This window comes from Chroococcidiopsis sp. CCALA 051, assembly GCF_003015105.1.
Taxonomy (GTDB): Bacteria; Cyanobacteriota; Cyanobacteriia; order Cyanobacteriales; family Chroococcidiopsidaceae; genus Chroococcidiopsis; species Chroococcidiopsis thermalis.
On the sequence record NZ_PYCI01000122.1, the window covers coordinates 1 to 19,931 of the forward strand.

Below are 19,931 nucleotides of genomic sequence, written 5' to 3' on the forward strand. Positions count from 1 at the left end.
TTTTTTGCCCGTGCCCCTTTCCCGCTTTTCCGTCCTGCTCCGTGTCACCCACCATTTGTAGAAAAGCTTGCTTTGCCTCCCGCCTTTCTCCCCTCCCCTTTGTTCCTCTCCCCCCTCCGCTCTTTGTTTCCGCCCCGCGCTGGCCCCGCGCTTCGCTCGCTTTCCGCGCCGCCTCCCTCCTTCTCCTCTCCTTTCTTTCTCTCCCCCTTCCCTCCCTTCCCCTCCCCTCCCCTCCCTCCCTCTCTCCTCCCTCTCTCTCTTTCTCCCTCCCTCTTCCTCCCCCTCTTTTTTTCCCTCCCTTTTAATGTGGTTTGTGTCGTTAATATTTGCAGCAAGAAGTTGCAGTTGTTTAGTAACTCAGGTATGTTTCTTCAAAAATAGGTGTTAAATATTTAACAACGAAATGAGTACAATATACAACATTGAAAAAAGTAAATATTTAATCCTAAAAATAGCGCTTGCCGATCGCGTCTTTAAATCTTAACAATAGGTGCCGCGATCGCTCTTCTAATTTTTCCTAACACGAGAAATATTAATACACTTATAATCAACAAAAATTATTATATAAAATACCTTGATTTAGTTATAATGTGCGCCAACCATGTAACTGAGATTTATGGTGTGAGTTATGAAGTTATCTAAATTAGCCTTATTTGCCTGTCCTGCGCTCGTAGCATTAATACTTATAGCTCCCGATCCAGCTCAGGCTAGGGAAATTGTGACTCAACCTAACGATACCTCAAAATCGGGATCTCGTCCTCCCTTAGTAGACATTGTATTCGATCGCCCAACTCCTAAACCTTCTACCAATATCACAGAAACTCCCTCAAAAGATGAAGTTCCTACTTTAGATTTCACTGATGAAGAGTCGCAGGCTGCAATTCAAAGATATGGTTGTGACTGTTCTAGTTGTATTGTTGCAGTTCAGCAATTACAAGGTAAGCTACCGCTTTGATAGTGTAGAGACGTTACATGTAACGTCTCTACAATTTTTAAATTCGTTTTTTCGATTGTTTGAATTGACCTAAGATCGAAAGAGAACGATTTGCTACTGCTGGCTGGGTTAAAATGCCCTGGGAAGGGCTGAATAATAGTGCTAATATAAATAACCCTGAAACTACTAAGACAATCGCCGCACCAGAAGGAACATTGAAATAGTAGCTAAAATACATTCCAGTAACGCTACTAAAGCTCCCAATAACAGCTCCAAAAATCATCATTTGATGTAATTCTTTCACGAGTAAGTAAGCTGTAGCTCCAGGTCCAATTAAAAGCGAAACAACTAACACTATACCTACTGCTTGCATACTTGCAATAATTGTCAAGGTAATAGCAGCCGTTAAGCCTAAGTGAATTAAATTGACTGGTAGACCGACAGCTTGAGCGCCCAACGGATCGAAAGTATAAAATAATAGTTCTTTGTAAAATAGCTTAACTAAAAGCAAGATAATGATGGCGATCGCGAAAGTTTTCCATACATCGATTGTAGTGACTCCTAAAAGATCGCCAAAGAGAAACTGATGTAAGTCTAGTTTACTTTTGAGTACGGTAATTAGTGTAATTCCTAATGCTAAAAAGCCCGAAAAAACCAAAGCCATTGCTACATCGACTTTGATTTGAGACTGAGACTGAATCCAAGAGATGACAAACGTGCTGAGCGTACCGGAAATAAATGCACCGACAAATATATCAATTCCTAGAAAAAATGCGATCGCTAGTCCTGGTAACACTGCATGAGCGATAACATCTCCTAATAACCCCATCCGTTGTACGATTAAGTAAGTGCCGATAACCGAGCAAAGTATACCTAGTAAAATTGCTGTTACTAGCGCTAAACGCATAAATTCAAAACTTAGCGGTTCGAGTAATAAGTTAGTCATTTGTCATTTATTATTTGTTATTTGTTCGTGAGAGCTACTAATTCCGAATTCCGAATTCCGAATTCCGAATTAACAAAATGCTATCTCCATATGTACGTTGAATGTTGGCTGTTGTTGCGACTTCTTTGAGAGAACCGTTGGCGATTAACTGACGATTTAACAATAAGAGCCGATCGCATTTGATTAATGTTGTGGCGAGATCGTGGGTAATAACTAATAGAGTTTTACCTTGAAATTTTAATTCGGAAAATACATCAAACATAATTGTTTCGGTTTTCTTGTCGATACCAACAAATGGCTCGTCAAAAAAGAATAATTCTGCTTCCTGTGCTAGCGATCGCGCTAAGAAGACTCGCTGCTGTTGTCCGCCGGATAACTCGCCAATTTGTCTGTGACGCAGTTCCCACATCCCAACTCGATCTATAGCAGTAGCGACAATTTGCTTAGATTGACGATTGGGTTCGCGCCACCATCCCGTCTGTCTCGTTCGTGCCATCATGACAACGTTCCACACGGTCACGGGATAATCCCAGTCAATTTGCGTGCGTTGAGGGACGTATGCTACTGCATCCAGCTGTTGCTGTAAGGCGCGATCGCGATACTTTACCACTCCACATGCAGTTGGTACTAAACCCAACATTGCCTTGACCATCGTGCTTTTACCCGCACCATTAGGACCGATCGCGCCAACGATTTGTCCTGGTTGCAGGCGAAAACTGACATCTTCAACCGCAGATACGCCGCGATAGCTGACGGTTAAATGTTGGACTTCTAACATACGCCCTCTTGTAGCACAATGATAATCATTATCACTCAAGCTCGAAAATAAGATGTTAAAGTTGTCTGTCAAATCCATAGCGACCTTTGCGATCGCACTTGGTCTAGCTGGATTGAATCTCAGAGGGGACGAGGCGATCGCGCAGAAAAATAACTTACCGCTTGTAGTTGCAACTAACAGTATTACCTGCGGATTAACTCAAGAAATTGCGGCAAACACCATAGACTTAAAATGTTTAATCGAGCCTGGTGCTGACCCTCACTTATATCAACCGAAACCAGAAGATAGCAAAGCGATCGAGCAAGCGCAATTAATTTTGTATGGTGGTTACAACTTTGAGTCTGGTCTAATTAAACTAATCAAAGCCACCTCTAACCCCGCACCTAAAGTAGCAGTGCATGAGATTGGCGTTCCCAAACCCCAACAACTTGAGGAAGACGGACAAACCGTTACCGATCCGCACGTATGGCATAATGCCCAAAACGGTGTTCGCATCGCTAATGCGATCGCTGACTCCTTATCAAAAGCATTTCCGAATCACGCCGCAAAATATACTAGCAACACCAAACAACTGACGGGTGAACTCAAACAGATCGATACTTGGATTAAATCCCAGATTCAGACAATTCCACCCGGACAGCGTAAATTAGTCACCACCCACGATGCAATGGGTTACTATGCAAATGCTTATGGAATTCCAATTGAAGGAGCCTTACAAGGGATTAGCACGGAAGAAAGACCTACAGCTGCCAGGGTAGCAGAACTCGTCAAAGATATCAGAAAATCTGGCGTTCCGACAATATTTGCCGAAAAGACAGTTAACCCGCAACTGATTGAGGCTGTAGCAAGGGAAGCAAACGTCAAAGTTGCAGATAGAAAACTCTACGCTGATGGATTAGGAGAACCAGGCACAGACGGCGATACTTGCCCAAAGATGCTAGTTGCCAATACCCGCACGATTGTCGAGGGATTAGGGGGTAGTTATGCGGCATTTGAGTCCGCGCCGTAGTTTCAGGAGTCGGTAGGGGCGCACAGCAGTGCGCCCGTACGGGAGAGTCGCAATTCACAATTCAAAATTGGGACAAGGGAGTGTCAACTGCCAACCAACAACCAACAACCTTCAAACAATAAATTTCTTGACATTTCCGAAAAAATATGGTTATCTCTAGTAGACTTTTGGCGAATAAAGCTCAGAAGGAGGTTGGGGCGTGTTTTATCGTTGTGCCGTGTTGGGAATTTTAGGGTTGTTGGCTAGTGGTGTACCCGCTTACGGTCAAAGCTGTGAGTCATTAAATGCGATCGGGGGTGATGGGACGCAGGTGAGAAAAATCGTTTCCGCACCAGGAATGTTGATCTCTCGGAATAACTACAATACCGATTTTGGCGTACCAGGCGGTGCTACGTTCGATCGCTTTGTCGTCGATCTGATGCCAGAACAGACTGCTAAGTACAACATATCGGTTTACCTGAAATATAGCGATGGTACGAAGGATCAGTTCTATCGCAATTCTTCGGTGAGGCTGCTAGAAGGTCAACCGCTAAAAATTGCAGCTATTCCCCGTCGTGACAATCAACCCTATCAGGTCAATGTGAGAGTTGGAGATATCAGCACTACAGGTCATAAATATTCGGTTTCTGTAGCTGGTTGTGTGGTAGAAGAGGAATTTGGAGATGCAGGCACTTCCGAAAGAGCGAACGATCTCGACAGAACGGAAAATACAGAACTTCCCCCTAGTTTGGAAGATCCTAACCGAGTCGAAAATACCGAACTCCCAATAACTCTAGAAGATCCTAACCAACTGCATTAGGGTGTAGTATCCTACGTCCCACACCCCATACCCTCATAGCGTTGCTGCTAGTTCCTTGAGGCGATCGCTACCATTGCGAAAGATAGACCAACCATCACCTACGAGTACGGTTTCAATACTATCGATCGCAGCAATGCGGCGGACTGAGGCTACAGCATCCGCTTTGTGACTGAGCTTATTATCGGGCAAAATTGTCAGGCTACCAGCTTTGGGGGCGCGAATTAAGTCACCTGTAATTAAAGTTTTACCTTCAATTAACAGTGCCAATTCCCCAAGAGTTTTGGAACCAGATAAAGCAAAAACTTGTAACCCTGAGACTAACTCATCCCCATCCATCAACCAGCAGTCGCACGCAATGGGGAAGGTTTCTTTTTCACCTAATGGGGCAACAATTTTCGCTCCGATGACATGGGCGATACCTTTAGCTGCCCTAATGTGGTCTGAATTCGTGATAATAATCCAAGCTGCACCACCAAAGGAATTGAGGCGATCGAAATTGTAGTCTGATAGTGCCAAAGGATCGATGAGAATATTACCCTCAGGACGAATCCAAATGTAGCTATTGAAATCCATGTTTCGATCGCGGTCGAAAATAGACCATGTATACATATCTGGGCGATGCAACGATTTCATAAGCCATTCTCGATTGCTAACACTGATATTATTGGCAACTGAATTTAAGCTTAGGTTATCCTACCAGGGGAAAAGCAGCCGCGATCGCCCAACTGAAAAATAGAGAACATCCAATTGCATAAGCCCAAACATCTTTGACAGAGGCAGATGCGATCGCGAACATTGCCAAAAATAAGGGGAAGATAGGCAACAAGAGGAAGATAAAACCAATTTGGGGCAGAATTTGGATTGTGGCTAACAGTCCTATAACTAAGACTAAACTTTGTCCCAACCACCAAATAAATCGCGATTTAAGGCTACTTTGTCTTTGAGCAATACCGGAAGCAAGCAGCCAGGGAAAACACAACAGCGATAACCACAGCCACAGTTGCAAGCGAACGGGAACCAACCACCACTGTAACCAGACTACCTGCGCCATCGCCCCAAAAGCAACCCAAAGCAGGAGAAATAGCCCTAAACCCAATCCCAATCCTGCTAGAGTCAAACGCGGTAAACGCCAGTTAGCCAACAGCCAGACGATACCAGCCGCATAAAACCAAATTCCCAACGCACCACCTACCAACACGCCACCTAAGCTGGCAATGTCCGTGTTGCGGTTTAGTAATGCGAGTATGCCAATTGCCCCTAAAGGACTCAAGATTAAACCAATCCAACTTTTAAGGCGATCGCTTTTACTTACAGTGTCAGAATTGTGAACCTGAATTGCTGCTTGAAACAGCAGATCTGATACTCCTCTTGCAGGAAAGCGCTGCCAGATTCTCGGTGGCTGACGTAGTGTTGTCTCGCTTGAGATCGTAGGAGCAACAGCGCCTAAGATTAGAAGCCATGCAAATAGATGTACGCCATACCAAGTCATGCGATTATCTATATAATTGCTGGAATTTTGGATACCAAAACTGCGATCGAGCCAGGTTTTAGCAGCTTGGTGACTAACTTGGCGAAAGAGAATAGTAATATGTTCGGCATTGGGAATGACGACAAGCGATCGCCCTTGACTTTCTCCCCCTGCTTGTTGTAGTAATTGCTGGGCAGTGGCAACAAAACGCGGTTCCCAACTTCCTGCTTGTAGTTGCAAATTAGCCGGAACCTGAGGTGTGATTGCGGCTTTAGTAGGGGAGATAGCCACAGTTGCAGTAAAGCGATCGCTTTGTTGAATTGCTGCTGTCATCGCCGCACCGCTACCCATCGAATGTCCCAATACAGCGACTCGTTGCGGATCGACTCTAGGCTGAGCGAGTAAAGCTTTGTATGCAGTATCGAGATCGGCTTGGAGTGACGATCGTGCCAAGGGTTTGCTATTAGCTCCATGCCCGCTAAAATCCCACAACATCACCGCATAGCCTGCATGAGCCAGCGTGTAGGCATAACCCAACATTAATTGCTTAGAGCCTGCAAAACCGTGAGCTATCAGTACTCCTGGTATTTTTGGCGATCGCACTGGTGCGATATACAGCATTGGTATGCCATTTCTAGAGAGGGATTGTACGACTAGCCCAGTTCTTGCAGCCGCAATTTGCCACCAGGAAAGTACGATGAGGAGTAAAGCAATAATAAATAGAAATAAGCGTTGGCGAGTCACAATAATCGGGAGTCGTAGGGGCGGGTTCACTCAGAATATTAGTTGAGAAAAGAGTTTTTTGGTGAACCCGCCCGTACGGGAGTGGGATAGAAAAATTCACTACCGATTACTCAGCCTACAATAATGGAGCAATTTTATGGCGATAACAATTCGCGCCAGATTGACGCAAAGGATTTTTTCTCCGTGGTAGAAGCTTCGATATTTTAATATGGAAGGACGAATTGGAGTGCGAATCCTGATGAATTCTCAACTATTGTCTTCAGCGATTTCACAACCCTTGTCAGAACAGCGTGTAGTGCTGGAGGGCGTAAGTTGGCAGCAGTATGAATTGTTGCTAGCAACCTTGGGCGATGATTTTCCAGGGTTGCGGTTGAGCTATTTGGAAGGAACTCTAGAAATTATGACCACCTCTTCACTGCACGAAGAACTCAAAAAAACGATTGGGATGTTAATGGAGGCGTACTTTCAGGAGTCGCGCATCCGCTTTCATGCAATCGGCTCGGCAACATTTCGTAAGGTGGCGAAACAGCGCGGATTGGAGCCAGATGAGTGCTATTGCTTGGGGCAGAAAAAGGAGTTTCCCGATCTAGCGATTGAGGTTGTACTGAGTAGTGGCATGGTGGATAAGCTAGAAATTTATCGCGGGTTGGGGGTAACGGAAGTGTGGGTTTGGGAAAGCGGGCAATTTACGATTTATCATCTACGCGCTGAGGAATACGAGCGAATTACAACAAGCGAGTTATTGCCGGATTGTGACACGGGGTTATTAGCAAACTATGTGAAACCAGAGGAACAGTTTGATGCGGTGATGGCGTTTCGAGAGCAACTAAGAACGCGATCGCCAGGATGAATCAGCGCGATCGCAATTAGTCTCACCAATAATCTAATTCAACAATGTGGATGAAAGTTAAAATTTTCGGGGTTGACATGCGATCGCTAACAGGGCGATCGATTAAAACTCCCAACTGATGGAGCCAACGATTGTAAACGGTTCGGTTCTTTGAATGTATGCTCTGCTGTAGGCAAATGCAGCAGCGTCTATATCAAATAGGTTGCGCATATTAATCGCCGCATTAAAACGACCTCTCCGGTAGTAAAGGGCTGCATCAGTACGGAAGTAATCGCCCATTTCAAACGAGTTATCTAAATCTCCTTGTCGCGCACCCACATAAAACAACCCCAGACCAAAACCTAAACCTTCTAGATCCCCTGCTTGGATCTCGTAGGTTGTCCACAGACTGGCTTGATTTTCTGGCACGTTTGGCAATCGATTGCCGACCGGAAACGTGTTATCTTCAGTGACTTCTGCATCCGTGTAAGCATAGGCAGCAGTTACATTCCAACCAGGTAAAATCTCACCTGTAATATCTAGCTCGATTCCTTGACTGCGCTGTTCTCCAGTTTGAATGGAAAAGTCGGGGTCATCTGGATTGGGTGTAAGAACATTTGTCTTAGTGAGATGATAGGCTGCTAAGGTTGCTGAAAGCCTTCTGGCTAAAAAGTCGGTTTTTACGCCGACTTCGTATTGAGTTCCCCTTGTCGGATCGAATATGACATCTTCATCTGAACTTTGGTTGTCATAGCCATAAGCAGAGAAAAAAGATCGCGTATAGCTGGCGTAGAGAGAAACGTTTTCGCTAGGCTGATACACCAAGCCGATCCGAGGGCTAAAGGCATCATCATTCCGAGTTGGCAAGGTAATTACTTCTCCAGGTGTATTGAAGTCTCCTTCAAAGTCAGTTGAAACCCAATCATAGCGACCGCCGACCAGTAATTTCAGATTCTCACCCAAAGCGATCTGATCCTGGAGGTAAACACCGTAGGATCTCCTCACAAAATCAAGATCAGAGAACGTACCACGTCTTGAATATTCTAGGTGTGGGGATATCATAATTGGGATTGCGGATATCTATAGGCGGTACAGGCGTAGCAACTTCAAAGCCAGTACCAACATTACTATTGCGGTTGAAATCAAAACCCGTTAAAACCTGATGGGAAATCGCTCCAGTCTGGAACGTGCCAAGCAAGTCAATCTGTCCAAAATAGTTGTTTCTCTCATAGACAAATGTACTGGCTTGTACCGGATCTAAAAAGCGATCGTCTACCAGTGTGAAACCCGTACCTACATCCTCTCCAAAACGAGTCAGATTGATAGCAATATTATTGCGAAGCTGCAAATTGTCATTAAATTCGTGTTCCAGGGTGTAGCCAAATCTATGAGTAGTGACATCGATCGATTGTAATTCAGGATAGAAAGTAACAAAGTCTCGTGGTGTTAAACTACCATCGCTCAGAAGCACAGCAGTAGAAAGACCAGCAGCAGGGTCGGCAGCAAGGTTCGTGAATTCGTAGTAAAACTCTAAATTTGTCTGCTCTCCTAACTTCCAAGTAATGGAGGGGGCGATCGCTGTTAGTTTTGTATTAGAAATGTCTTGAAAATCGCTCGATCCTTGATAGCTGGCAATGAAGCGGTAAAGTAGAGTTTGGTCGGCATTCAAAGGACCTGAAAAATCTATACTGGGCTGATAGAGTCCGTAATTTCCTGCCTCAAGTGCCAGCTTGTAGTAGGGTTCGCTCAGGGGTTTTTTAGTGACCGTGTTAACAATACCACCTGGTTCCCCAGCTCCAAACAAAACTGAGGCGGTTCCTTTGAGAACTTCCACTCGCTCGACTGTTCCAATAGGTGACAAGACGTAAAAATCACCATCTGGAAAGCCATTTCGGAAATTGACAACGCCTGAACCAGCCTGGTCAAATCCTCTAATAATTCTGAATGTAATCGGCGCACCACCATAGGGTCTAGCACCAGTAGCTACACCGCTAACTGTTTCCAGTGCCTCAGTCACACTTCTCACGTTGCGGTCTTCAATCACCTGTTGCGGCACAACTTGAATTGATTGCGGAATATCTCGCAGGGGTGTGTCAGTTTTGGTAGCAGTTGTTGCATTTGGTACGCTGTATCCATCTTGCTCCCCTGTCACCACAATTTCCATTTCCTCGTCCCCTTGTGCGGTTCCATCTGGCGCGGGTGCTTGTGGTGCAGGGATTTCCTCTTGTACTTCTGGTGTAGATTCTCCTGGTTGAGTCGGAGTTTGAGGCAGCGCGGTTTCTCCTTCTGGTGGCGCTAGTGTGGGTGTTTGGGCTGTGGGAACAGTAGGAGTAGTTAAACTGAAAACGGTATTGCCATTACTCTGCCTGACCTTTGCTACTGGTATACCTTCAGAGCCGATCGCACTTATCCTAATCCCATTTGCTCCCTGCTGGGTAACGCTGACAACGGTAATTCCTGCAATGGGGTTTTCCTGACGAAAGCTTCCTTCTGGTAGAGCTAGACGAGCATTGACAATGTTAGCTACATAAGTTGTTCCGTAGCCGGAAATTACAATCGATAGCGGTTGCTTGCTAGTAGTTTCTAATACTACTTCTAAACCACTATCCGTTTGGTTGAGTCGTACCCCTGTAATTTTGATCGGTGTTGAAGTTTGAGCCAGCCAGTCTTTAACAGTTGTTGCCAGACGTTGCAAATCTTGGAGTCGGGATTCAGTTTTAACTTCAGCCGCTCGACTCGGCAATATTCCCAGCAAACTCAACGCTAATGAGGCGATCGCCCATACGCAAATCCTTGACGACTTCCAGCCACTCATATTCACTCCTGACACCAGTTGATGAAGCTTTATTGCCAATCACTCTTAATTGCAATAAGTGTCAGTGTAGAGAAGTATCAATAGATGCGTCTATCCAAAAACCGTCTGACGATCCCAAAACCGCCATACTGTTCCAATTAATTTTGAGCAAATGCAAATATCTGCTCTGCTGCGAGCGCAAATGCTGGAATCACCGTCGATTCAATTCGATTTTCACCCGCAAATACTTTGTCCTCGTACTGCCCTTCTACCCACTGACATACTGTAATCCGCCGTTCTTGAGGATCGACGATCCAATACTCGGCAATGCCCCGTGCTGCATACTCCGTTCGCTTGTACCGATAATCGCGAGTCCGATTCTCATCACCAGGCGAAACGACTTCAATAATTAGGATCGGCGGTGGCATATCGCGAGTAATGATGTTGCGGGTTTTGCCTTGCAGTGCTGCGTAGCCTTCTTCACTCAGCACGAGCAAATCGGGAAGCCGGACTTTTGCCCCTCGTCCGCTCACTTCAATTTCAACGTCTTTGAGGTTGAGAAGTGCGATCGCAAAATATTTTGCCAATTCAAACATCAAAAGTTTCGCAATCTGGCAGTTCTCATGCGATTCTGTCGGCATTTCTACTAATTCTCCATCCACCAATTCATAGCGCGTGTCCGTGCCATCGTCATAGGCGAGGAATTCTTCAAACGTCAACCGTTTTGAAGTTGTAGAAATGCTCTGATTCATAAGTGCAACCTAAACTCGGTTGTCTCTATCATGCTCCTAAAATTACCTTTTTGCCCAACAAACACTGACTAGGGGTAATGCCAAACTTGCGCTTGAAGGCAGCGGCAAAGCGTCCGAGATGACCGTAGCCAAAGCGATGCGCCACTTCTGTCACTGTCATCGATCGCTCCCGTAATAATTGCTCGGCTTGCAACAGGCGTTGCTCGGCTAAATATCCTACTACAGTTGTGCCAAACAGCGATTGAAACCCTCGTTGTAACGTGCGATCGCTCAGTCCCACCGCAGTAGCCAACTCCAACGACGAGGGAGGATTTTCTAATCGTCGCCGCAAAATATCTCGTGCTTCGTAAATGCGGGCGATCGTGGTCGGTTTCATTCGGGGTGATGGTTTCGGATTGCCCCGATCCGCCACGATTGGCGCGAGCTGCAACGCCATCAGTTCTAAACTTTTTGCTTGAAGATACAACCGCTTTGCCGCTCCCTCATAGGGACAGTGAATCATCTGCCATGCTACGCCCTGAATCGCTGGATTTGTTTTAGGGTAAATTAGCGTTTGCCAATCGTTCCCTTTCACTAAAAAGCTCAGTTCGGCGGGCAACTGCCCATTCTCATCTGGAAAGAAGGTGGTTAACCACTCCGCAGACATTTCGAGATTAATCCCCAAGTAAGACTGAGTGTTGAAACAAACGCCAGAGATCTCTCGCTGCACGCCGCTCCCAGAAATCATGGTGCATCCATTGCCCAGCACTCCACCCTGGCTATCGGGAACCATACCAGAGAGCAGCACCCCAAACTGCAACGGATGCTGCCATTCTGGTTGCTTGGTTTGGACAGTTTCACGATACTCACGGTTCCAAATCATCAGCCAGCAGTCTGGATACAGTTCAACAAAGAGGTTGTGTCCTTTGCCTAACTCTTGAGGCATTTCATGTATCTCGATCCCAGAATCGGGGTCAAGTTGAGGTGGGTTGTGCTGCGCGGCTTCATCCCACAGGTCGTCTTCTTCCTGCGCGGTCAAGGTAACGGTCACGATAGGTATTGGAGTAACGCTTTAATGAAAGAGATTATCAGTAGGAAGGACGCGATCGCAACTTGTATTCTGTATATATTGGCTTGTAGATTGGCTTGTAGTGGTGTTGCTACCTAAAATTTCCTTATCATATGAAAATGTTATTAAAGCAAATACTTAGTTTAGTGCTGGTGATGCTCGTAGAAATGGCGATCGCCTTTTCTACCCCAGCCTTAGCCGCAGAGACACCAAATGGAGCCAAAATCTTTGAAACTCAATGTGCTGGATGTCACATTAATGGTGGTAATATCGTCAGGCGCGGCAAGAACCTGAAACAAAAAGCCTTGAAAAAATATGGCATGGATTCAGTAGAGGCGATCGCTAATATTGTCACCAACGGTCAAGGAAATATGTCAGCTTACAAAGATCGCTTGACAGCAGAGGAAATTCAAGCAGTTTCCGCCTATGTCCTCCAGCAAGCAGAAGCAGGCTGGCGTAAACAGTGACCAGTGACCAGCGATCGGTAACCAGCGATCGGTGACTGGTAGTTAAGGGCGCTTGGTAAGAATGAAGTGTAGCTTGTATCCCCCACGGGGTAGGATGAATTTATAATCCGGAATTTGGAATTTAGAATTAACTGATAACTAACAATTGATAACTGGTCACTGGTCACTGGTCACTGATTAAGTATGGCGATCGCAATCGATTTTGGTACGAGTAACACTTGTATAGCCCGTTGGAATCCCGTGACGCAGCAAGCGGAAACTTTGAGTTTACCAGGCTTATCTCAGCAGTTGGGTCAAAATCCACCTCTGATTCCCAGTTTGGTTTATGTAGAAGATGCGGCAAGCGATCGCGTGTTAATCGGACAGACAGTACGCGATCGCGGTTTGGATTTAACGACTGACCCACGATTTTTTCGTAGCTTTAAGCGCGGTATTGGTACGGAGATTCAGGGATTTTTGCCTCAACTGGATGGCGAGACGGTTTCGTTTGAACGAGTTGGTAAGTGGTTTTTGAGCCAAATTATTGAGAAATTAGCCACTCAAGCCCCTGAAGACGAGCAATCCTTAGTCTTAACAGTCCCAGTAGATAGTTTTGAAGCTTATCGCTTGTGGCTGGGTGAGATCTGTCGTACTTTACCTGTGGAACAAGTCCGAATTTTGGACGAACCTACTGCTGCTGCTTTGGGTTACGGCATGGCAGAGCGGGATAATTTATTAGTCATTGATTTTGGTGGTGGTACTTTAGATTTATCTCTAGTCCGCTTAGATGGTGGTGGAAATGCTGCCAAAAAACAGACGGGGTTTTTGTTGCAATGGGGGAAGAAATCTTTTGCTAAAACATCAGGACAGAAAGTAAAAACTGCCCGTGTCTTAGCAAAAGCAGGACAAAATTTAGGCGGAACTGATATCGATAACTGGATTGTCGATTATTTCGCTCAAGAGAGAGGATTAGCTGTATCTCCTTTAACAACTCGCTTGGCAGAAAGGGTGAAAATTCAACTTTCCGATCGGGTGCAAGCCAGCGAAGTTTATTTTAATGATGAGACGTTTGAGAGTTACGAATTAGAATTAGACCGCGATCGCCTGACGCAGATTTTGACAGAACATCAATTTTTCGAGCAATTAGACGAGTCGATGCAGCAGTTATTACAACAGGCGCGGCGACAGGAGATAGAGGTGACAGAGATCGATGCTGTATTGTTGGTGGGTGGAACAGCACAAATGCCCGCCGTGCAGACTTGGGTGCAACAGTATTTTCCCCCAGAAAAAATTCATTGCGATCGCCCGTTTGAAGCGATCGCCCAAGGTGCGTTGCAGATCTGTCAAGGCGTGGAAGTCAAAGATTTTCTCTATCACAGTTATGGTATCCGTTATTGGGATAGACGGAATCAATGTCACAACTGGCATCCCATTATCAATCCAGGACAACCTTACCCGATGACAAATCCCGTAGAGTTAGTTTTGGGCGCATCGTTGGATAATCAGCCCAGTATCGAACTCATAGTTGGAGAACTGGGGGCGGAGACTGGCGGGACGGAAGTATATTTTGATGGCGATCGCCTGATTACCCGCCGTTTAGATAGTGGTAAGAAACAAGTACAACCCCTCAACGACCGAGATGGGGCGAGGCAAATTGCCCAATTAACCCCACCTGGGTATCCTGGGAGCGATCGGATTAAGGTTTTGTTTCAAGTAGACGCACAGCGCTGCTTGCGAATGACTGTAGAGGACTTACTCACTAATCAAACTTTACTCGAAGATCGAGTCGTAGCAGAGTTGAGCTAGAGTTGTAGAGGCGCTTCGCGCCTCTACAACCAATTAATCGATTGAGACATCATCCCACTTAACGTAGTCTCCCGAATTGCCAGTTCCCGACGTTCCCAGTTCGATCACCGTCCAGTATCTCGAAATCGGGACTTCAATCTCTAAGTATTCCCACCCATTTTTCTTGGTAGAAGTAGCTGAAATTTCGGCATCACCATTGCGATAGTCGTACCCTAATGCTTTCAGAGTTGCCGATGCCTTACCGTTGACATACACCCAAGCACCAATCTTGACTTTTTGTCCCTTTGGTAGCTGACCGACAATGCGCCGGACTCTCACTGGTGTATCTGGGGAGGCATTACCGTTGTTGAGTTTGACATATCCGTTTCCTCCGTGCGCTCCACCATTATCGTTACGGACAAAACTCACGTAGGGCGAAGCACCTTCTAGAATCCAGACATCGTTGCTATCAAACGGTATCCAGCCTGTTTCAACGTTATTGTCAGACTCAAAATCGGCATTACTCAGAGCTTCGTTTAAGCGTAAATCTTTGATTTGCTGATATGTCTTAGTTGGGTTAAAGTCTGGGGCAACAGCCCAGCTATCGTGACCGTCAAGATCGAATAGTAGTGCGTGGTCGTAACCGAAACGCTTCAGTTGTTGTCCGAAATAAGCAAACCATCGACGGCGACAGTCTTCTGTTTCAAATTCGGAACCGTTGCAATACTCGTTAATCGATCCCGATTCGCTGATTGCTAGAGGCTTGCGAATGCCACGCGATTCTAAGACTCGCCAAGGATGTCCGAGGCGATGCTCAGAAATTTGTCCGCCGTAGGCGTGCAAGCCAATATAGTCGCTCACCTCAGCAATCCCAGCATCTAACATTTCGTCTAACAGACCGGATTCAATTCCCATTACGGGCGGCGATTCAATTTTGATGTTCGAGTCAATTTCTTTCGCTGTTTCGTAGGCAATTCGCGTCATGTCAACGCATTCTTGAGCTGACATCTTACCGTTACCGTAGTCGAGGTCGGGTTCGTTATCGATGATGTAGTAAGAAATCTTGCCTTTGTAACGCATCATGACGTTACGCACAAAATAACGGAAATTTGCTTTCCACTGGTCGTAGTTACCGTCTCGATTGACGTGCATCCGTGCCGATAGTACCAGATGAATTTTGAGTCCGGCGTTGAGATAGCGATCGATGGCTGCATCTCTGGCTGACCAATTGAAACCAGCGCCCTCTGTGAAACCGCCAACACCATCCATACCCATACGGGCGACTTCTAAATTTAAGTCCTTCGTGTGCTGGATGGAGCGATCGACATATTCTGGATCGGTATTGTAGCCAGTGCCGTTATTAATTCCTAAGTAACTTGTTAGCGCCCGTGCTGGCAAAGTGTAGAGGAGAGCCGAGGCAACGAAAATAGAGGCAATTGTTTTAGGCTTGAGCGATCGCAATAACGATTTGTTTTGAGCTAGGTGTTGGATCTTTTGGTGTAAATTCATCTTGTACCCTGATAAGTTGACAAGCGACTGCCAGCCCCATGCATCACTCAACGCAACTAGAATTTCGTGCGAGTGTGGGACAAGTCACGCAGATTTGCACTTGCTTTCGCCCTCAGCAGTTTTGATTAGAGAAATTGTGGTTAGGGGCAGAGCGTTGAATGCAAATAGCTTTTCAAGTAGGTTAAAAACGCTCTATTTCAGTGCAGTTATGCCATCGAGAAGTGTAACGACTTGAATAAATTGTGAATCATTACACCTCATGCAAATCTAGGTTTTTGACAGACGCAGATCGGTTACTTTACATCAGCTTTAAAAAGCTAAACTAAACCTAAAGTATTCTCGCTTCAGTATGCATTCAAGCGAAAATTTACTGATTTATTTAGTAGGTAATTTCTCAGAGTAGCTTGCAGCTATAGACTTGGAAGAACATAAAGCATAAAATCAACCAAAATTCAAGCTATTCAAGTAAAAAACATCAATAAAATACTTGTATTAGCTCGCCTAAAAAAATCGCAGTCATGCTTGAAAGCCGATAGAGCAGAGGGTTTCATTCAGCGTGATACTTATCCAATACATCGCAGGTTTTGATTCGATCCCCCCTGGTTCCCCCCTTTTTAAGGGGGGAATCATAGCCCCCTTTTTAAGGGGGTTGGGGGGATCTTCAAGGACTATGCGCTCTAACCAAGAAGTATTGTGATACTTATCGAGTCGCGATCGCAAACTTACTAATAGTAAAATTACGGTACTTTTGGCAAATGATTATATTTTTTGACTAAAACATGTATATCTAATTATTTAGCTAAATCTATTGCTATAGCAGTTCTAAATGATTTGTAAAGCAGGCTTCTAGCCTGCCGCAGGCTAGAAGCCTGCTTCGTTCATGAATCAAATAGGATTGCTATAGTTGAATCAAAATTTATTCTATTATAAAATTAGGTAATTGCACTGACCGCTCCGTACACCTAGCCTTCGGTAAAGCTTTGCGCCTTTGCGCGACCCACAAAATCCATCACCGCCTATAAGCCAGAGCAAAACGCTCAATCCCAGCCAAATCTGCAAAAATCTGAATATTCATATAACTCCCCTGCTGCTGTAACAACTCGCTTACAGTTTCAGCCTGTCCCCCCATCATTTCAATTAACCAAAGCCCACCCGATCGCAAATAAATTGGTGCAGTTGCAATCAAATGACGAATGCAATCTAAACCATCTGCACCACCATCCAAAGCTGAATGCGGTTCGTGATTGGCGACTTCTGGTTGTAGTTGAGGAACCAATTTGCTAGGAATATAAGGCGGATTTGACACCATCCCGCAAACCTGACCTTGGAGAAATTCTAACGGCTCCCACCAATTCCCTAAATAAAACTTTAGCCGATCGCCGTACCCTAAATTTTGAGCGTTACTTTGGGCAATTACCAAAGCCGAGGAACTGCGATCGACAGCATGAACTTCAGCCGCCGGAAAAACAGCAGCCAAGCCAATCGCGATTGCACCGCTACCCGTACCCAAATCGACCCAATGTCCCCGTTCTAATCCAGTCACAAAACTTTTGTTAACCGCTGCAACTGCCAAATCGATTAAAATTTCTGTTTCCGGTCGCGGAATTAAAACGGCGGGAGAAACTGCTAGCTTAAAATCCCGCCAGGGTGTAGTCCGGGCAATGTATTGTACTGGTAAGCGTTCTTGCAACCGTTTCTGCCACAATCGATCCAACTCAGCTAAAGGTAACTTTAACTGAATTTGCGGTTGGTGCTTATATAACTCCAATCGCAGGGAAAGAGTATCTAACCCTGCGACTTCTTGCAGCAACCAATCTAGTTCTGTAGGCGAGACATCAGCCGCGATCGCATCTATTGCAGCTTGCTGTCGCCATTGCCACAGTTCTAGACCAGATGTATTCATTTGGGTTGTTCGGCATTAAGGCTTTTTAGCTGGTTGGTTGGGTGCTGCTGGTTGAAGCGATCGCACGAAGTCAATTGATTCTTTGGGAGGAACCAAAACAATTTGACTTAAACCCTGGTCGTTGCGAGTTTGCATTGCTTGCAATACTCCCTCCAAGTTGACAACTTGGATTTCAATTGTCGAAGCGAGATCGGGTTTCTGTTTCTTAAAGCGTTCCAGCATTGCCTGCAATTCAGTCTTATTAAAAAAGAAGGGAATGACTTGCTGATCTGCTTGTTTAATTGTCAGGTAGCCTTTTTCCTTGCCAGCTTTAGCGACAAATAATGGCGTTCCTTTAAATTGCTCCGGCTTTTGACCGCTTTGCTGTAGTAATGTTTTTGCAGCGTCAACTTGCTGCTGTCCTGGGACAAAGGCAAAGTTGGGAGAATTCGGCTTTTTCTTATTTGTTTGCTCTAGCTTGTAAACTTCTGCTAGAGAGACAGGCACAACTCTAACATTTTTCGCTAACTCTGGATTTTTCTGCTTCAGGCGATCGATAAATGCCTGTGCGTCTTGGCGATTGATAAAGACTCCAGCTACTCCCGATTTATCTTTTTGATCTGGTACGGAAGCTACCAGTGGTGCGCCCTTATTATCCGTGATTGTAAACATTGGCACGGGTCCAAGCTTTTGCAAGATTTGTTGTTCTGGCAAAGCCAAGACTTCTAGAGCGCCCATTGTCGTCGTACCAATAATGGTACTTCCCACCACTCCTAACGTTGCACTCCAGCGAATCATCGATTTTATAACTGATTTCATGAGTATTCCTGACATCAATGACCAGATTGTGTTTCTTCCAGCGGTGGTAAATATACCCACCCAACTAGTTGTAGTTATAGTAGCAGTGTCTTGGCAAGAGGGTTGACTAACCAATGCGATCGCCACTGACTATTGCTGACGGCATAACCCCGCTGGTTGTTCGCATTCCGTAAATATTTTAAGAATTAAACAGATTTGTTGCCCAAGGCTTAATTAATCGGGATGACAGGATTTGAACCTGCGACATCCTGCTCCCAAAGCAGGCGCGCTACCAAGCTGCGCTACATCCCGTAGCTGACACTCTTTCTAGATTAACACAAGTACCCCACAAATTAACTCAGAAGTTTAGATAAGATATTGAAAACTATGCATGGGTCTAGCTTAAGTAGAAGTGATATCCAGATTGATCCAAGTTTGAACTTCACCAGCAGGTTCGATATAAATCAAATCGGTTCCCGTATTTAAAGCATTGCGCGGAGCTGTCCAAGGCTCCAAACAATAATAGTCCTTACCCTTAATTGTCCAGAAAACTAGCGTCCCGTAATAATTACTGCTCCATGTCAGTTGTAAACGCTGAGAATTGTCGCTGACAGTCGCTTTTTGGTTTGAGATTGGTCGGAAGGCTAAATCGAGTTCTTCTTGCTCGAAATCAAAATTTCCGCTGAAGGCGTGCATTTCCTTCGTAATTTGATTTTGAAATTGAGTCGCTGGAATCTCAAATTTCAAAGCCGTTTTGTCAGAGACTTGGAAATAAGGGTGTAACCCTGTCGAAAATGGCATGGGAGCGGACGAGTGATTGACAAATCGCTGCCAGATTCCCAGCCAGTGACCTTTAAACTCGTAGGTAAACTCTACTTGGAAGTCGAACGGGTAAACCGTGCGAGTTTGCTCGTTACTGTTGAGAACGAGCGTGAGACTAGCACTGTCGTCCTTAGCTTCAGATTTTGTTACTTCCCAAGCTAAATCGCGGGCAAAACCATGTTGTTTCAGGGTATATTGCTGTCCTTGATACGTATAGGTGTTATCCGGTAAGTTACCGCAGATCGGAAACAAAATAGGAATTCCGCCTCGTATGCTCATTTCAGGACGAGCAAACCGTTCTGCGTCCAAGTAGAGAATTTCTCGTCCCCGAACGCGCCAGCGGGTAATAATTCCCCCTCGTTCTGGTACGACTTCCAACCGCGAATCAGTGGATGAATCTGTTAGAACGTAGGTTTGGTATTGTTGTTTTTGCTGTGCAATGGTAAACACGAGTTATGTTGGTAGTTGGTAGTTGGTAGTTGGTAGTTGGTAGTTGGTAGTTGGTGGTTGTAGTTATCCTCCTTGTCACCCTTGTCACCCTTGTCACCCTTCGCCCCCTAATCCCCACTCCCTTCGGTCGTGGGGAAG

Annotated in this window: 18 protein-coding genes and 1 tRNA gene; 6 read left to right on the forward strand and 13 right to left on the reverse strand. The window is 45.4% G+C overall.

Annotated features, from left to right (window positions below; translation table 11 throughout):
- Positions 1-628 precede the first annotated feature (628 nt).
- Positions 629-955, forward strand: a complete 327-nt coding sequence (locus C7Y66_RS23560; protein ID WP_106547458.1) for a hypothetical protein — start codon at positions 629-631, stop codon at positions 953-955.
- Positions 956-992: 37 nt separating this feature from the next.
- Here the strand turns inward: C7Y66_RS23560 and C7Y66_RS23565 are convergent, their stop codons facing one another.
- Entirely contained in the window at positions 993-1,880 is an 888-nt protein-coding gene (locus tag C7Y66_RS23565) for a metal ABC transporter permease (protein ID WP_106547459.1), read from the reverse strand.
- A gap of 37 nt (positions 1,881-1,917) precedes the next feature.
- Entirely contained in the window at positions 1,918-2,658 is a 741-nt protein-coding gene (locus tag C7Y66_RS23570) for a metal ABC transporter ATP-binding protein (RefSeq protein WP_106547460.1), read from the reverse strand.
- A gap of 52 nt (positions 2,659-2,710) precedes the next feature.
- Here C7Y66_RS23570 and C7Y66_RS23575 point away from each other — a divergent pair, with 52 nt between their 5' ends.
- Together C7Y66_RS23575 and C7Y66_RS23580 are read left to right on the forward strand one after the other, a co-directional pair.
- Positions 2,711-3,667 (forward strand): metal ABC transporter solute-binding protein, Zn/Mn family, encoded by a 957-nt coding sequence (locus tag C7Y66_RS23575; protein ID WP_106547461.1) that lies wholly within the window; start codon positions 2,711-2,713, stop codon positions 3,665-3,667.
- Between the two features lie 199 nt (positions 3,668-3,866).
- A complete protein-coding gene (locus C7Y66_RS23580) occupies positions 3,867-4,466 on the forward strand; it encodes a hypothetical protein (RefSeq protein WP_106547462.1) in 600 nt (199 codons plus the stop codon).
- Positions 4,467-4,499: 33 nt separating this feature from the next.
- On the opposite strand, the gene C7Y66_RS23585 is transcribed toward C7Y66_RS23580, so the two are convergent.
- Entirely contained in the window at positions 4,500-5,099 is a 600-nt protein-coding gene (locus tag C7Y66_RS23585) for an MBL fold metallo-hydrolase (protein ID WP_106547463.1), read from the reverse strand.
- A gap of 55 nt (positions 5,100-5,154) precedes the next feature.
- Positions 5,155-6,678 (reverse strand): alpha/beta fold hydrolase, encoded by a 1,524-nt coding sequence (locus C7Y66_RS23590; RefSeq protein WP_106547470.1) that lies wholly within the window; start codon positions 6,676-6,678, stop codon positions 5,155-5,157.
- A gap of 238 nt (positions 6,679-6,916) precedes the next feature.
- On the opposite strand from C7Y66_RS23590, the gene C7Y66_RS23595 reads away from it, so the two are divergent.
- Positions 6,917-7,528: a Uma2 family endonuclease gene (locus C7Y66_RS23595; RefSeq protein WP_233222820.1), complete on the forward strand. Its 612-nt coding sequence runs from the start codon at positions 6,917-6,919 to the stop codon at positions 7,526-7,528.
- Between the two features lie 102 nt (positions 7,529-7,630).
- Here the strand turns inward: C7Y66_RS23595 and C7Y66_RS32625 are convergent, their stop codons facing one another.
- The 4 genes from C7Y66_RS32625 to C7Y66_RS23610 all read right to left on the reverse strand — a co-directional run bounded on the left by C7Y66_RS32625 (position 7,631) and on the right by C7Y66_RS23610 (position 12,083).
- On the reverse strand, positions 7,631-8,512 hold the full coding sequence (locus tag C7Y66_RS32625; RefSeq protein WP_233222821.1) for a TonB-dependent siderophore receptor: 882 nt from the start codon (positions 8,510-8,512) through the stop codon (positions 7,631-7,633).
- Positions 8,513-8,522: 10 nt separating this feature from the next.
- Positions 8,523-10,322, reverse strand: coding sequence for a TonB-dependent receptor plug domain-containing protein (locus C7Y66_RS23600; protein ID WP_233222822.1), 1,800 nt, complete (start codon positions 10,320-10,322; stop codon positions 8,523-8,525).
- 137 nt (positions 10,323-10,459) lie between these two features.
- Entirely contained in the window at positions 10,460-11,053 is a 594-nt protein-coding gene (locus C7Y66_RS23605; RefSeq protein ID WP_015153401.1) for a Uma2 family endonuclease, read from the reverse strand.
- 28 nt (positions 11,054-11,081) lie between these two features.
- Entirely contained in the window at positions 11,082-12,083 is a 1,002-nt protein-coding gene (locus C7Y66_RS23610; protein WP_106547465.1) for a helix-turn-helix transcriptional regulator, read from the reverse strand.
- 137 nt (positions 12,084-12,220) lie between these two features.
- Here C7Y66_RS23610 and petJ point away from each other — a divergent pair, with 137 nt between their 5' ends.
- Together petJ and C7Y66_RS23620 are read left to right on the forward strand one after the other, a co-directional pair.
- Complete coding sequence (gene petJ, locus C7Y66_RS23615; protein ID WP_106547471.1) at positions 12,221-12,568, forward strand: cytochrome c6 PetJ; 348 nt, start codon at positions 12,221-12,223, stop codon at positions 12,566-12,568.
- A 183-nt stretch (positions 12,569-12,751) separates the two neighbouring features.
- Complete coding sequence (locus tag C7Y66_RS23620; RefSeq protein ID WP_106547466.1) at positions 12,752-14,353, forward strand: Hsp70 family protein; 1,602 nt, start codon at positions 12,752-12,754, stop codon at positions 14,351-14,353.
- Positions 14,354-14,386: 33 nt separating this feature from the next.
- Here C7Y66_RS23620 and C7Y66_RS23625 read toward each other — a convergent pair whose 3' ends face one another.
- From C7Y66_RS23625 to C7Y66_RS23645, 5 genes are all read right to left on the reverse strand, one after another.
- Positions 14,387-15,841 carry a hypothetical protein gene (locus C7Y66_RS23625; RefSeq protein WP_106547467.1) on the reverse strand — a complete coding sequence of 485 codons (1,455 nt, stop codon included), beginning with the start codon at positions 15,839-15,841 and terminating at the stop codon, positions 14,387-14,389.
- A 1,009-nt stretch (positions 15,842-16,850) separates the two neighbouring features.
- Complete coding sequence (gene prmC / locus C7Y66_RS23630) at positions 16,851-17,744, reverse strand: peptide chain release factor N(5)-glutamine methyltransferase (protein WP_106547468.1); 894 nt, start codon at positions 17,742-17,744, stop codon at positions 16,851-16,853.
- A gap of 15 nt (positions 17,745-17,759) precedes the next feature.
- On the reverse strand, positions 17,760-18,542 hold the full coding sequence (locus tag C7Y66_RS23635; RefSeq protein ID WP_015153407.1) for a Tic22 family protein: 783 nt from the start codon (positions 18,540-18,542) through the stop codon (positions 17,760-17,762).
- Between the two features lie 217 nt (positions 18,543-18,759).
- Positions 18,760-18,833, reverse strand: a tRNA-Pro gene (locus tag C7Y66_RS23640).
- Between the two features lie 90 nt (positions 18,834-18,923).
- Positions 18,924-19,793, reverse strand: coding sequence for an aldose epimerase (locus C7Y66_RS23645; RefSeq protein ID WP_106547469.1), 870 nt, complete (start codon positions 19,791-19,793; stop codon positions 18,924-18,926).
- Positions 19,794-19,931: the final 138 nt, after the last annotated feature.